This window comes from Paenibacillus polymyxa, assembly GCF_001719045.1.
Taxonomy (GTDB): domain Bacteria; phylum Bacillota; class Bacilli; order Paenibacillales; family Paenibacillaceae; genus Paenibacillus; species Paenibacillus polymyxa_B.
The window spans coordinates 3,292,745-3,306,384 of the sequence record NZ_CP015423.1; the positions used below are offsets into that span (position 1 = coordinate 3,292,745).

The following is a 13,640-nucleotide window of genomic DNA, read 5'->3' on the forward strand; positions in this document are numbered from 1 at the left end:
CATCTGGTAGCTGGCTGCCATCTGGAAAGGAAGGCCCTATAGTTTTGCGTCACTGCCTTTCGACAGTTTTGCCATTAACTTGAATAGCTTGTGCGTCTATCATCTATCAAACTGATTTCATGTAACCTCTCATTTACAACTTTGAACGGTTCCCCCATTTTTTGCGGAAGGAATGAGGTGTTTCTCCTACATGCTCCTTGAATAGGTTAATAAAATGGCTCGTATTGGGAATCCCTACGTACCTTGCGATATCCACAATGGACATGTCACTGGTTTTAAGCCAGCTTTGAGCGGCTGTGATACGGACATTAATGAGATAATCAATCGGAGAGAAACCGATCTGCTTTTTGAAATTTTTAGCCAGATTAAACTTGTTTAATTCAAACATATCTGCCAGCGAGTCCAGTGTTATTCGCTCACAGTAGGACTGATCCAAATATTGCTGTACCCGACGTACTTCGCTCAGGGTTTCAGCATTCACACACGGATGATCATAGGGATGTTGCAAAATGCACGTTAGTATTTCACCAATGAGCCTGGACGTTAGTAGCTCAGCGGAAAGACTTCTGTCAGACTGCCCACAAATCAGAGCATGGAGCTTATCCAATATAATATGCGGATTATGCATGGAAATGACCGGTTTATTATGCTTGGCAAATTGTTCGTAAAAATTTTCAATCAGATTGCCATACAGGTACAGGCTGATAAACTCCCAGGATTCATGACCGGAGGTGCTGTATTGAACATATTCCTCGCAATTAACAAAGAACAAATCTTGAGGTTTTATGATATATTTCTTGCCCCGGTACAGTAATTCTCCCTTACCAGACAACGTAAAGACAAGCAAAAAAGAGGCAAGTTCTTTCCTTTCCATCATAAAAGCAGAAGTTTTTTGGAAGTAGCCTAATTCCTGGATATACAAAAGGGATTGCTTGGCAAAAGCGGAGGGAGTGCGTACAATAACGACCGGATCGCCATTCCAGAGGCCCACGTTGTTTTTTTGGTCTGTTGTCATATTCAATTCCTTTACAAAAAAGCAATTTTATCTAGCATATCTTGGTTTGAATTACCAATATATAATGACTGATTAAACATGATTCCCTATTTATAAAAGTTTATTTTATCACATCAAATATGTCTATATAGCAAAATATGTGTTTGAATTTTATGGGAGTATCACTTTTATGGATATATAACCTGGTAATCCATATGAAAAAGTCGAATGCTGTTGAAAGAATCTGGGGTTATCATGGATTCAAATCCTTTCTGAGGTCAAATACCAACATGGTACTGAAAAAAGGTATCTTATGCCCATTCAACTTTCTTGTTCACTTCTCCTTTCGGTTTAAAAAAAATGGGACTTGGTTCTGATAAAATGGTTCGTAAGGCTTATTATTGAAAATAAGAGTTTGGGCCCAGTGCTGTGATTTTGTTCACAAACATGAATGTAAAAAAGAGAGATATATGCATAAAAAATTACGCAAAAAGTGCCCTTCCGCGTTTCATCTCAAGTGCTTTCAACTTTGGAAATGACACGGGCAATGATATGATGGGTAATACAGGTATAGTGCTTTACTTACTCGATAGTCAGTTTGGAGGATTACAGGATGGGAAAACCAAAAAATACGAAAACCGCAGCGGCTTGGTCGCTCGTTATTCTAGGGGCAGGCTTTGCAGCCACATTGCCCTTCCAGCAATATGGCTGGGCTCGTTTGTTAGCCGGAGCTTTTGAGGCAGGACTTGTAGGGGGACTGGCAGACTGGTTCGCTGTCACTGCTTTGTTCCGTCATCCGCTAGGCATTCCGATACCACACACCGCGCTGCTTCCTAAAAATAGGGACAAGCTCACGAATGCATTGGTGAGTACGGTGGAAAATAACCTGCTAAACAAAGACAGCATCGCGTCTAAAATTGCAGATATCCGTTTGGCCGATTTGGTGCTGGGCGGTGTGGAAAAAGGATTGCGCACGCCGGAGGCGGCGGCATCCATAGATGTTCTTGCCAAGCGGCTTGTTCAGTCCCTCCCGCTCGCGGAATTGGCTCCGGTCATCGTGGCCGAGCTGAAGCGGCAGATGACTGACTTTGACGCCGGACCGCTGCTGGAGGCGCTTGCTCGTCAGACCAGCGAGAAGGGCTATGATCGCCGCGCACTGGATTACACGCTGGAGCAAGCCGAGTCCTGGCTTTTGCGACCCGAAACGGGTTATACGCTGGGCACCTTAGGGATGCAGGCTGTCAGTGGTTTGCAGGTGAGCGGGCTGATGCAGTTTGCTTTGAACGCATTCCTCGGCTATCTGAACGAAGAGCGTATGGGTGAAATGATTCGTCATTTCCTGCTGGATCAGGTAGCAGAACTACAAAGGGAAGAGCACCCGCGCCGTCAGGCTGTGCTGGATGGTCTGAGGACGCAGGTGACCCGATTGGCGACGAAAGATACGGTTCAGGAAGGGTTGAACGGCTGGAAGGATAGCCTTGTTGAAGCCTGGGAAGGCGATGCGTCAGTGCTGGGCAAAATGGAAGAACTGCGTATACGCTTATTGGACTACATGGAAGACGGAAGCTATGTGCAGACCTATATTTTACCGCTATTGGATCGGATGCTGACTGATTTAAGAGGGAATACCGAGCTGCTGGACAAGATCAATGTGCGAATTGTGGAAGGTATTACTGGACTGGTGGAAGCCAACCATAGTCGAATTGGTAACTTGGTACGCGAAAATGTAGACAAAATGGATAACAAATCCCTGATTGCACTGATGGAGGACAAACTGGGACAGGATTTGCAGTGGATACGTATTAATGGCGCAGTTACAGGCTTCCTGATCGGTATTGTGCTGACAGGTATCCGTATGCTAATCCAATAATACAGAAAAAGCTACAGATAAGGTTGTGGAAGCTTGAGGCTTTGGCATGAACATTTAATCGACAAGTTACCCCGTCCGCAACTGCTGGGGCAACATCGTGAGTGCTGTGCCCTGCGCGGGAACGGGTGGGGCAAGCCACACGCCATCGTGAATTATGTGTTCGATTATCACCCCATGCTGCTGGTGCGCTATCATAGGCTCATTATGGACGAAATGAAAAGCAGAGGGTACAATGTTGATCCACTATGGGAACAGCCGTTGTATCGCGGTAAGCAGTGTGAGCCTTGGGAGGCGGAGCTGGGTGAGGAACTGGCAGGCGCGGGTGCATATGTGGAGCATGACGATGAGTATATGAAGGAATGCTTGGACAACCTGGCTTCCAAGGGTATTTTAATAGAGATTGAAGTGACCTAAAAAGGCGGGCTGCGGTAGGTTCATCATTCAGATGAAGTGCCGCAAGCCCGCTTTTTACGTGCTTCAATGTTCAGGGTTTGGGAAGAGGCTCGGGATATTAGATTACAGGACCCAGCGTGTGACCTTTTCCAGTGGTTGTCTGGATTTTTCCCGCTTGGGTTCATGAGCACGATAACCGAAGGCGGCAATGACTGAAATATCGAGCAGCCCGTTCTCCAGCAGTCCTTCTTCCTCCAAAATGGCATGCACCTGATCGTAGTTAAAGCCCTCAATTGGACAGGAATCAATACCGATCTGAGCCGCTGCTGTCATCATATTGCCTAAGGCAATGTAGGTTTGCTTGGAAGCCCAGTCAAATAACGTACGTTCGTTTTCCAACAGACGTTGACTTTCACCCTGGAAAATCTTATAGCGGCCTGGCAGTGAGGCAAAGTCCTCCTCAGACATACCTTTAACCTCTTTATACATATACTCCACGTAAGGAGAATCATAACGAACATCCTTGCGCGCCAAAATCAGGACGACGTGGCTAGCTGCAGGGATCTGCTTTTGACCGCCGCTGGAAACTGCAGCCAGCTTTTCTCTCAATGCCTGATTTTGTACAACTACAAACTGCCATGGTTCAAAACCGACGGAGCTTGGAGAAAGTCGTCCGGTTTCGAGAATGAACTGAAAATCCTCTTCCGGTATGATGCGATTGGGATCGAATTCTTTCGTGGCGTGCCTGAACAGAAAGGCGTCCAGAATTTCCTGTTTTTTAGCTGATGTATTAGACATAAAATGTACTCCTTTGGGTATGGGTTTAGTTGGTACTCTATGGGTTTTCTGCTACTATAATGAGAGCTGATATCGAATATATAGTTATCATATAGAAAGTTTTTGCAGGGAACAAGTACGCACATATTTGTTCCTTGTCATACGTCTGGGGCTATTGGTTTACACATTCTACAGAAAGAAGGGGTATACATGGCACAGGAGATGGAACATGCAGTTAGCGTTAATTTTGGATGTCCGGTAGCGAAAACCGTCGGGGTTATAGGCGGCAAATGGAAGGGAGTCATCTTGTATCATTTGACCACAGGACCACGGCGCTATAACGAAATTCGACGGACCTTGCCTAATATTACACAACGGATGCTAACCTTGCAGTTGCGTGAATTGGAGCGAGATGGCATTGTGCACCGTGAAATTTATAATGAGAACCCACCGCGTGTGGAATACTCGCTTACCCCGTTAGGAGATACGTTAAGACCGTTGCTGGATTTTATGAGAGACTGGGGGATCTTCTATGGAGAACAGGGTTGCGAGCCTGTGACGACAACTTCCAAATCAGGCAAGCACTTTTGTTAAAGGGCATGAAGAAAGCCCGCCAAATGATTTCATAGAAGACGCATAAGAAATCATTAGCGGGCGGAATAAGGTCAGATACACTTATTTAAACTCGATGGCTTCGTTCATCTGTGCCCAGGCTGTTTCTCCAATGATACCCAAGCGCCAGATAGCGATTCCTTTGAGGTCATAACGTTTGGCTAAACCGATCTTGGCGTTAATGGTGCTGTCTTTTTCGCTACCCATCGAAATCCCCAAAATGAGCTTGTCCCGCGAGGTTTCCTTCAAGGCCAGTTGTATGGCTTCATCCACTTTTTCCAAAGGCTCAGGCGTAGCCTTCTGTCCGTAATCATAGGCCATGATGATCAGATCGTCCGCCAGATTGCCCAGCGTTTTGTAGTCATAGCCAGAGTAAGAGCTGTTCAGCGGATGCAGAACGACGGTGAGCTTGAGCCCGGCCTGATGCGCTTTGGCCGATAGCTTTTGAATAAAGGCGTTGTAGTCTGAACGCGCTTTAGCTTTATCGCCGCTCCAGCCCAATCCTTCCAGGTCTAGCGTAATGCCTTTAAATTGTTTGTCGGTGGCGGTGCTGACGATTTGGGAAATGGTCTGTTCTTGAAGCTGCGCATTTTCCAAAATCTTGGTCAGCTCGTGATTGCCATCTCCAGAATAGACCATCAGGTAAGGGGAAGTCCCCTGGCTGTCTGCCTCCTGCACAATGGACTCCGGTGTTACGGTTCCAGCGGCTTGAGGCCATTTGTATTCCTTGCCGTTTGTCGTAAATTGTCCGTTCGTATCAATTCGACTCCAGCCGAAGGCAACTGCGTTAAAATCGGGTATTTTGGATTTTTGGTCAAAGGAAGACAGCGCATAGAAGCCTACTGTATACATAGCTTCACGTGGCGATGTAATGGAGACCGTCCGTGTTCCCTGGTTCCAGTTCACCGTGGCTCCAAACTGCTGCCCGAAAAAGCTCAGCGGAATCATGGTGCTGCCGTGCACGGTTTGCGGAGCGGCTGTTAGTTGAACCGTTTGTCCGTCCACTGTGGCATTGCGGCTACCCATCTTTAGAACCACCTGCTTGGTAGCAGAGCCTTGCGCTTTGGTAGCGGTGATGCTTTGGCTGGCTTGATCCCATTTCACTGTAATGCCAAGAGCCTCAGAAATAGCGCGAAAGGGAACCATGGTCGTGCCGTTCATCATGGCAGGTTGTACGGGGAACGGTAATGGATATCCGTCCAGCATAATGCTGATCTTGCCAGCCTCGGCTTGTGCCAAGGGGCTATAGATGCCGACTGTGGTACTCAGAAAGATAGCACTAGATAACAGAGCCTTATTTACGATTTTCATCCTATGATCTCCTATGCTCAATAGATTGCAATGCTATCATGTTAGAATCGTGAGGGTTCTACCTATTTTACCAAAAAAATGATAGAAAGGTGAATGTGAAATAATAGGATGAGATGAATCTAAGTATATTTAAGCTGAATATTATCGTTTTCTTTCATACCAAAAAAGCTGACCCCTTTTAAATAGGTGTCAGCTTTTCTTTTTAAAACGGTCTTAACCTTTATCCGTAACCCAGATTACTTGTGGCGCTTGAGTGCAATGCCGACAGCTGCGGCACCAAGAACGACTGCAATGATTGAGAGGACGAGTGCTGTCGTTTGTGCAGCAGAGCTGGCTGGAGCAGAAGCGGCAGGTGTAGCTTCTACAGCATTGTTCGAAGCAGGTGCGGGGCTGCTGCTATCTTTATCCGCATCTGTGCTCGTATGGCCTGCTGCCGTGCCCGCTGAATCGTGTCCGCTGTCTGCGGCAGGGGCAGGAGTTGCGGACGTGGCATCCGCCGTGATTTCAGTAATGGAATGTGGATTATTACTTCCTTCGTCACCTGTCCATTCCACGATACTTCCGTCACTGTAATATTGGAAGGCGTCCCAGGGTGCTGCGGTATTTTGATCTGCATTTTGCGCTACAAAGCTGAAACGCTGATACTGACCCGCTTGAATTCCGTCTTTTTCAGTCGTCCAGGTCACGGTGGTTACTTTGCCGGAGCTGTCTTTTTCGGTGGCTACTTTCCAATCCGGTACAGGCTCGTATTGTTTGAAAACGACCTCTTTCGGAATTTTCAAGGCGACTTTGGTGGTTGGAATGTTTTTTTCCACGGGTACTTTCAATGTGTACGTTTCCCACGCATTAGGTTGTGAAACAGAAGGCTTGACTGTCACATGTGCACTGGCCATACCTGCAAAAAGTAAGGCACCCGCTGCAATTAGACTCACAGAGGTCGCAAACCTGGAAAATATGGATTTTGCTGTTTGAATCGTTGTATTCATATTCAATTCGCTCCTTTTAAACATAAAATAATTATTTTTTACCGCCTACATGCAGGGTGAATTCAGCATCAACCGCATCGAGTGATGCCGTCAGAGCATGTACTTTTACCGCCCATGTTCCTTCGGAGGTCATCAATTCCTGACTGTGGAATGGCTGTTGCTGCTTCACGGGCAGAACAAATTCCTGTTGATCTTGGTCAGGGTCTGCTGGAGTGAGCGTTAATGTAACCTGCTGGATTCCTGAAATGGCAGCACCCTTGCTATCCTGAACGGATACCTTAAATTCATTGCTGCCCACAGCATTGGGACTGACTGACAGCGTAACGTTGTATCCGCCCGTAGTGCGAGTCTCCTCAAACGGAACAGCAGGTGCCTGGCCGGGTGACAGGTGAGTGAGCACCGCAGTCAACAGCATCACGAGCAGGCCGACGGACACCTCGGCACGCAATCCCCGGGCGGCTCGCTTGCTGGGCGCCGCTTGCCTTGCGCTGCGGAACTGGCTGGCCGCAAAGGCAAGCATGACTAGCAGCAGCGCTGCCTTGCCGAGCAGAACGAGTCCATAGGACGTGTTCAGCAGCATGGAGGGAGCCGGAATGTACAGCACGGCTCCATATATACCGGTGGCAAGTAGCGCTGCCACCATAGCAATGCCCCAGCCGGCAAAGCGGCGCAGGGCGGCTTGCCGCAGAGTTGCCCGCTCCGATACGGGCAACTCCGCTCCGGCAACAGGCAGGCACACGACCATGACGGCAAGTGAGCCGATCCAAAATGCTGCTGCCGCGAGATGGACAAAGTCCGCCGCAATGGCCGGAGCTGGATGGGTAGCCGCTGCCGGATGACCGACAAAGGCTTTGGACAGCATGAGGCATAGCGTTAGGAGAACTGAGCTGTAGCCCCAAAGACGGCGCTGGCGATCCGAAATGCTGTAATCCAGCGCGTAAATCAGCGTTACGCTTAGGAGCAGCACGAGAATCATCTGGATAAACCAAATTTGCCCGGCTCCAGTAAACTGGAGAGCTTCTCCCAGAATCGGGAGTGAGAAGCCCTCCCTGATGGAAACCCCGGCATCCCATGAAGCCTGAAGTGGCAGGCTGATCAGAATGGCGGCAGACGTTATGCCGTAGCCGCTCCATAGCAGCTTAGTCCAGCGGGGCAATGTTTCAAAGGGCCGCTGATTTTGCTGATGCTGTTCACTTCGATTCTTGTCTTGGCTTATGCTCGGTAAGATGAACAGCCGGAAACAAATCGCTCCAAAAAGCAGCGATAGTCCTATGTAAAGAAACCAACGGACAGCGATTAAGTCGATTCGTGATGTCCCTGAGCTTTCAGATGCGATAGCTTGATGAGTAGGCGCATTGGAACCGCTACCTACTTGAAATGGAATGACTCCATTAACCGGATGTCCGTCTGCGGATAAAGCTCTCCAATTGACGGAGTAAATTCCATTTTTCACCCCTGGAATCAATTGGATTTCCATGGTGGCTTTGTGATTCGGGTCAAGCTGTGCTTTTCCTGTGTCGACCCGCTTGCCTGTTTCATCGGTCACTTTGATCGACATAAAGGCAGATTGCAAATCTTCATTGAAGGTGATGGTCACCTGAGAAGGCGACTTGTCCAAAACCTGATTTTCGGTCGGACTGGATTCAATGACAAATGCATGAGCCCACGAAGAGTGAGGAAACAGGATTAGAAGGGGGAGACACAGCAATAAAAGACAAGCCACACGGGCTGGTCTGGACAGGTACAACATGCCTGTGAAGTCACCTTCTCTCGATTACTTGAAGCGAGGATATCCCCATTTGTAACATTTTATACGGACAAACCCATTCCTATCTTAATCATAGTGCATATAGCGTGAATAGATGGAGCGAATTATGACATTTATATGAAATTTGAAATAATAAGCACTATACAAAATGCCAATCATATGAAAACCCCTAGCGTGGTTGAATTCAGGACGATTTCAACCACGCTAGGGGCAAAGAGGAAGAGCCAATGAAGGAATTAGAGCCCTGTTTCCATGAAATCCGTGAAAGCAGGTTGCTTATGTTGAATATAATGGATAAAAGTAGCCGTTAGTTTGGGATCGAATTGGCTACCCGAGCAAGCACGTAGTTCTTCAATGGCCTCCTCGAACGTTTTGGTGGGTTGATAGGGGCGCTCAGTTGTCATCGCATCAAAAGAGTCGATGATCGTCAGCATCCGACATAAACGTAGAATTTGCTCGCCCTTAAAGCCAAACGGATAGCCTCCTCCGTCATAACGTTCATGATGCAGCTCCACAAAAGGAACCAAATCTATGAATCGTTCGTTGGCTTCGACAATTCGTTTGCCCCACATAACATGCGCTTGCACCATCTGCCATTCCTCACCGGACAGCTTCTCTTTTTTATTGAGGATATTCCAGGGAATCTCCAGTTTACCAATGTCATGAATGAGGGCACCTAGTATGAAACGCCGCTTATCCTCTGGTCCGAGCTGAAGCACATCGCTCATGTCTGCTGCATATCTGAATACCCGTTTGGAATGCTTGAAAGTGTTAATATCCTTGTACAAGAACAAATTAAGCTGCTGTTCAAGATCACGAATATCCTGCCCCAGATCGACCTCGCGCTCCACTTCATTTAAACTTCCATGCGTATGAACGATGTTTTTTCCCTGTTTCTTGGCGTAGTACAGGGCTTTATCCGCCAGATCGACCAGCTGTGATTTGTCGTAGATGTCAATGCGACTTTGTGCAATGCCTGCGGAGAAGGACAGACAGCCGTGTGGAAAAATTTCAACACCCTCATAACGAGAATCATTTAATCTTTTTCGAATAGCATTAACTATTTCGTATGCTTGTTCAGCGGTATGATCGGGCATCAGCAGGGTGAATTCTTCTCCACCATAGCGGGATACGGTGATGTGGGTGCCGGAGGTCTCCTTTTTAAGAAACTCACCGAGAAATCCCAGTAGCTGATCGCCTTTGAGGTGACCGAAATGATCATTGTATTTTTTGAAATCATCTATATCAATCAGAGCCAGACTGAGAGGAGTATTCTCGGATCTGGATATATTTAATTCAGCTTCAAGTGTATTTTCAAAGTAGCTGTGATTGTATAGCCCTGTTCTGCGATCCATGTTCGCTTTTTCTTCGATTTCCCGATACAGCGTGAACATTTGCTTGAATGCGTGAGACAGGAGCATACTTAGCCCAAGGAACAGCAAAAGTCCTAAAATGCCATTGTCATAAATCAGTGTAGTCAATACCAAAGACAGAATGAGTGTACATAAGTATACGAGCAGAGATTCAGCCAAAAAAGCCTGTTTAAGCTCATTGAAGGACCCTTTGTATGCGATATAAAAGTAGATGCCCAGTGTGATGGTGTTCACCGCAAAGTAGCAAATCAACGCCAGCAGGTAGGAAGCGAAATGATCTTGGTTTAAAGCCCCCTGCGTTCCGCCGCTTAGTTCAAATACTGTTGAAGACAGGAAAATGGAAAGGGCGTAAATGGAAAAATTGGCGGTATGCTTCCACCAGGACAGCTCTGTGTGCCGGAACATGGCAATGATTACATTTAACAACAAAATCAGAATAGCAATTTCGGTGCCATGCACAAAAATACAAGCCAGATACACGGAGGAATCCATGGACTGTTTGTTACTGGCCGGTGGTAGCTGGAATGTAAAATGCTCCAGAATCAGAACAGCTCCCAACAGGGAATAGATCGTGACCCACTCTGTTGTCGTATAGTGCAAAAAGGACCATTGGTTCGTATACAGGAGGACGATCACGCCTGCCAAACATATGAAAAACACATATATTCCCGTCGCGGTAACCCGTTCTTGCAGCTTTTTTATTATACTCATCATTTCTTCTCCTGCCTTGTCGTATCTTGATGTCAAAGCTACCAGGGGTGAATGGGATAATTTACAATTTTGTAATCGAAAATTTCACATGAAAAAACAGGCCGGAATCCAGCCTGTTTTGTTGAGCCTGTGCTTCCTTTTTTTCTTATCGGTGACTAGCCCCCGATTTTGTAACCGGAAGTCAAAGCAATTATGACAGAAGCCACGATAATAGCATTGATAATCACACGGGAGTATTTCAAGTTTTTCATAGGGTTCCCTCCCTTCCTTGGAATAAGGTGCGTACTAGGCGTGGTGGGGATTGGTTTCTTGCTGCTTATCCTTAGTTCTCTTCACGACCATAATGCTTTGGATAAACAGGAACATCCCGAAGTTCATGACCACATCTCCAATACTAATTACCTGCGTGCGGGGATAGGGCTTGGAGAGAGGAATAATGTCACCAAGCAATGATAGACGCGTGCTCGCATCCATCATGTAATGTTTCGAGATGATACTTCCAGATTTAAGCATATCTGTATAATAGGGACCCAGCACCTCCGAAGCGCTCAACGAGACCGGCATCCTGCCGCCATTCACCGCCATAACGATAAAATTCATCAATACGCCGATTATAATAAGCTTGAATCCCTTATGATGTCTGTTCAACCAGAGAAATATCAATCCAACCACGTAGACTCCCATAAATAGATACCCGTTAATGGCTGCCAGCCAAGCCCACTTTTCCTGGGCATAAAAAATAATGAATTGTACCAGCAGCAGCACAGGGAACATCCAGCCGGCTATAAGGCGAATTTGACTGAAACGGATCAGACCTTGCCGCCAGCCTCCTCTGAACAGACCTACAATGAGACCCAGTAGCACTCCATCATAGACCATTATCATTCTCCAGATTCCACAAATTTTTTGTTTTGGTTATCGTATAATTCGACCTGAAATTGGTAAATTCCTGCCTGATATATAGCAGTTTTGAAAAAAAATTGCGGATTAGCGTGTAATTATTCGAAGCCAGACGAAATGAGTGATATCATGATGTATTGAAGTAATTATTTATATTTTTGTGAAAAGGATGATTATTATTATGAACCGGTTATCCAATACTGTTATGGTTGCCGCAGATATGACCAAATCGCGAATATTATGGATCGCCTTTGTCCTGGGTGCATTGAGTGCTTTCGGGCCGTTGTCCATAGATATGTATTTGCCGTCGTTGCCTACATTAGCCGACAATTTGCATACGACCACTTCGCTGGCGCAGCTTAGTTTGACCGCCTGTCTGTTAGGACTGGCCGTTGGCCAGATCGTTGCTGGTCCGCTTAGCGACGTAAGGGGTCGCAGAGGACCGCTGGTGATCTCGCTCATTCTGTACGCTGCTGCTTCGCTGCTATGCGTGTTTGCGCCGAATATCGGTATGCTCATTGCGCTTCGCTTTATTCAAGGGCTTACGGGGTCGGCGGGGATCGTGATCTCCAGAGCTGTAGCCCGTGATCTTTACTCGGGCAAAGAGTTGACACGCTTTTTCTCACTGCTCATGCTGGTGAACGGCGTGGCCCCCATTGCTGCACCAGTACTGGGCGGTGTCATATTGAACTTTGTTTCCTGGCGTGGTGTATTCATGGTGCTTTGTGTAGTCGGCGTGGCTATGCTAATTGCCGTCGTGTTGGGTTTGCCAGAAACGTTGCCAACTAACCGCCGCTCGTCCGGTGGCTTGAAGCAGACGCTGGGAACACTCGGTCATCTGTTTGCCGATCGACGCTTTATGGGCTATGCCCTCTCACAGGCGCTGATTACAGGAGCGATGTTCGCGTATATCGCTGGCTCACCATTCGTGCTTCAGGATATTTTCGGGGTTTCCCCTCAGACGTATAGCATCATTTTTGCAGTGAATGGTTTGGGGATTGTACTGTTTTCGCAGTTGACGGGTAGACTCGTGGGTCGCTTCAGCGAACGACAGTTACTCTTGTCGGGTCTGATAATTGCGGCTGTAGCCGGAATCAGCCTGCTTACTGTAGCTTTTACCGGAGGCCAATTGTTTGCTGTTTTAGTTCCTCTGTTTTTTGTCGTTTCCTGCGTAGGGATTGTAAGTACAACGACGACTTCATTGGCAATGCAGAGTCAGCAGCGCTCCGCAGGCAGTGCGTCCGCCATGCTTGGTTTGTTGCCTCTATTGCTGGGTTCCATCGCTTCACCGCTAGTAGGCTTGGGGAGTGGAACAACCCCCGTACCGATGGCGGTCGTTATAGCTATAGCTGAGGTTGGCGCGCTATTAAGCTTTGTCGTACTTGCTAAGGGAGCACGCGCGAAGGCTTGAAATAAGGCGAACTTGAACTGAAAAACTCCCATGGACTGATACGTGAACCATTTCAGTCCATGGGAGTTTTTTACCGTTTTGCAATCGAGATATCTTCGGCTTCCTTTGCGGGCAGAGGTGTCTGTTTTAAGTACATACGAGATGGTTTGTGAACCAGAATGGAAATAAGCATGCAGATATGAACGGGAAAGAAAGGGTCTATTCCGTTGATGTTTAAACCAAAAATGGATACGAAGAGCAGTAAAGTAAGGGTAAGTTTATACTTTTTTGTCGCAATAAACAGCAGGATCATTATTGTAGGAAGTAATCGAAAGAGCAATTTTCCAAATACAAATCCGACCATATGAGCGGTAGAACCTTCAAGTGGATGTGTGATGGATAGCGTGCGGGAGGCCATATGGATTAACCGAGACTCCCCACCTGTCGGTTGGGCTGAAATAAATACACATCCTGCGATAATGATTACAAGGATTTTAAACCACAACAGGCCTTGGATAAGCCGTAACAAGGGTGTAATCTTTATTTTCATTGACT

At 47.0% G+C, this 13,640-nt stretch carries 12 protein-coding genes and 1 riboswitch; of the genes, 4 read left to right on the forward strand and 8 right to left on the reverse strand.

All coding sequences use genetic code 11. The features are described 5' to 3' along the window. Positions 1 to 2: 2 nt before the first annotated feature. Positions 3 to 83, reverse strand: a riboswitch (cyclic di-GMP riboswitch). A gap of 50 nt (positions 84 to 133) precedes the next feature. Next, the gene (locus tag AOU00_RS14740) at positions 134 to 1,015 is read right to left on the reverse strand and encodes an AraC family transcriptional regulator (protein ID WP_061831940.1); all 882 of its coding nucleotides are present in this window, start codon (positions 1,013 to 1,015) and stop codon (positions 134 to 136) included. Between the two features lie 592 nt (positions 1,016 to 1,607). On the opposite strand from AOU00_RS14740, the gene AOU00_RS14745 reads away from it, so the two are divergent. Beyond that, positions 1,608 to 2,864 (forward strand): DUF445 domain-containing protein, encoded by a 1,257-nt coding sequence (locus tag AOU00_RS14745; RefSeq protein WP_069290903.1) that lies wholly within the window; start codon positions 1,608 to 1,610, stop codon positions 2,862 to 2,864. 33 nt (positions 2,865 to 2,897) lie between these two features. Further along, positions 2,898 to 3,278 (forward strand): TIGR02328 family protein, encoded by a 381-nt coding sequence (locus tag AOU00_RS14750; protein WP_069290904.1) that lies wholly within the window; start codon positions 2,898 to 2,900, stop codon positions 3,276 to 3,278. A 102-nt stretch (positions 3,279 to 3,380) separates the two neighbouring features. On the opposite strand, the gene AOU00_RS14755 is transcribed toward AOU00_RS14750, so the two are convergent. After that, the gene (locus tag AOU00_RS14755) at positions 3,381 to 4,055 is read right to left on the reverse strand and encodes an NAD(P)H-dependent oxidoreductase (protein ID WP_069290905.1); all 675 of its coding nucleotides are present in this window, start codon (positions 4,053 to 4,055) and stop codon (positions 3,381 to 3,383) included. Between the two features lie 189 nt (positions 4,056 to 4,244). Between AOU00_RS14755 and AOU00_RS14760 the strand changes: the two genes are divergently transcribed. Further along, on the forward strand, positions 4,245 to 4,628 hold the full coding sequence (locus tag AOU00_RS14760) for a winged helix-turn-helix transcriptional regulator (RefSeq protein ID WP_023986690.1): 384 nt from the start codon (positions 4,245 to 4,247) through the stop codon (positions 4,626 to 4,628). Between the two features lie 81 nt (positions 4,629 to 4,709). Here AOU00_RS14760 and AOU00_RS14765 read toward each other — a convergent pair whose 3' ends face one another. From AOU00_RS14765 to AOU00_RS14785, 5 genes are all read right to left on the reverse strand, one after another. Further along, the gene (locus AOU00_RS14765; RefSeq protein ID WP_069290906.1) at positions 4,710 to 5,957 is read right to left on the reverse strand and encodes a stalk domain-containing protein; all 1,248 of its coding nucleotides are present in this window, start codon (positions 5,955 to 5,957) and stop codon (positions 4,710 to 4,712) included. A 236-nt stretch (positions 5,958 to 6,193) separates the two neighbouring features. Further along, a complete protein-coding gene (locus AOU00_RS14770; protein ID WP_069290907.1) occupies positions 6,194 to 6,943 on the reverse strand; it encodes a YcnI family copper-binding membrane protein in 750 nt (249 codons plus the stop codon). A 31-nt stretch (positions 6,944 to 6,974) separates the two neighbouring features. Then, a complete protein-coding gene (locus AOU00_RS14775; RefSeq protein WP_069290908.1) occupies positions 6,975 to 8,693 on the reverse strand; it encodes a copper resistance CopC/CopD family protein in 1,719 nt (572 codons plus the stop codon). Positions 8,694 to 8,947: 254 nt separating this feature from the next. Then, entirely contained in the window at positions 8,948 to 10,798 is a 1,851-nt protein-coding gene (locus tag AOU00_RS14780; protein ID WP_069290909.1) for a bifunctional diguanylate cyclase/phosphohydrolase, read from the reverse strand. Between the two features lie 282 nt (positions 10,799 to 11,080). After that, the gene (locus AOU00_RS14785) at positions 11,081 to 11,674 is read right to left on the reverse strand and encodes a DUF5317 domain-containing protein (RefSeq protein WP_069290910.1); all 594 of its coding nucleotides are present in this window, start codon (positions 11,672 to 11,674) and stop codon (positions 11,081 to 11,083) included. A gap of 202 nt (positions 11,675 to 11,876) precedes the next feature. Between AOU00_RS14785 and AOU00_RS14790 the strand changes: the two genes are divergently transcribed. Further along, positions 11,877 to 13,106 (forward strand): multidrug effflux MFS transporter, encoded by a 1,230-nt coding sequence (locus AOU00_RS14790; protein WP_069290911.1) that lies wholly within the window; start codon positions 11,877 to 11,879, stop codon positions 13,104 to 13,106. 70 nt (positions 13,107 to 13,176) lie between these two features. Here AOU00_RS14790 and AOU00_RS14795 read toward each other — a convergent pair whose 3' ends face one another. Continuing rightward, on the reverse strand, positions 13,177 to 13,635 hold the full coding sequence (locus AOU00_RS14795; protein ID WP_069290912.1) for a hypothetical protein: 459 nt from the start codon (positions 13,633 to 13,635) through the stop codon (positions 13,177 to 13,179). Positions 13,636 to 13,640: the final 5 nt, after the last annotated feature.

What these genes read in the sequence shown, in the direction of transcription:
- AOU00_RS14765 (WP_069290906.1), bottom strand. Translation starts at nt 5,957, where the DNA reads ATGAAAATCGTAAATAAGGCTCTGTTATCTAGTGCTATCTTTCTGAGT.
- AOU00_RS14795 (WP_069290912.1), bottom strand. Translation starts at nt 13,635, where the DNA reads ATGAAAATAAAGATTACACCCTTGTTACGGCTTATCCAAGGCCTGTTG.
- AOU00_RS14760 (WP_023986690.1), top strand. Translation starts at nt 4,245, where the DNA reads ATGGCACAGGAGATGGAACATGCAGTTAGCGTTAATTTTGGATGTCCG.
- AOU00_RS14745 (WP_069290903.1), top strand. Translation starts at nt 1,608, where the DNA reads ATGGGAAAACCAAAAAATACGAAAACCGCAGCGGCTTGGTCGCTCGTT.
- AOU00_RS14790 (WP_069290911.1), top strand. Translation starts at nt 11,877, where the DNA reads ATGAACCGGTTATCCAATACTGTTATGGTTGCCGCAGATATGACCAAA.
- AOU00_RS14740 (WP_061831940.1), bottom strand. Translation starts at nt 1,015, where the DNA reads ATGACAACAGACCAAAAAAACAACGTGGGCCTCTGGAATGGCGATCCG.
- AOU00_RS14785 (WP_069290910.1), bottom strand. Translation starts at nt 11,674, where the DNA reads ATGGTCTATGATGGAGTGCTACTGGGTCTCATTGTAGGTCTGTTCAGA.
- AOU00_RS14755 (WP_069290905.1), bottom strand. Translation starts at nt 4,055, where the DNA reads ATGTCTAATACATCAGCTAAAAAACAGGAAATTCTGGACGCCTTTCTG.
- AOU00_RS14775 (WP_069290908.1), bottom strand. Translation starts at nt 8,693, where the DNA reads ATGTTGTACCTGTCCAGACCAGCCCGTGTGGCTTGTCTTTTATTGCTG.
- AOU00_RS14770 (WP_069290907.1), bottom strand. Translation starts at nt 6,943, where the DNA reads ATGAATACAACGATTCAAACAGCAAAATCCATATTTTCCAGGTTTGCG.
- AOU00_RS14780 (WP_069290909.1), bottom strand. Translation starts at nt 10,798, where the DNA reads ATGATGAGTATAATAAAAAAGCTGCAAGAACGGGTTACCGCGACGGGA.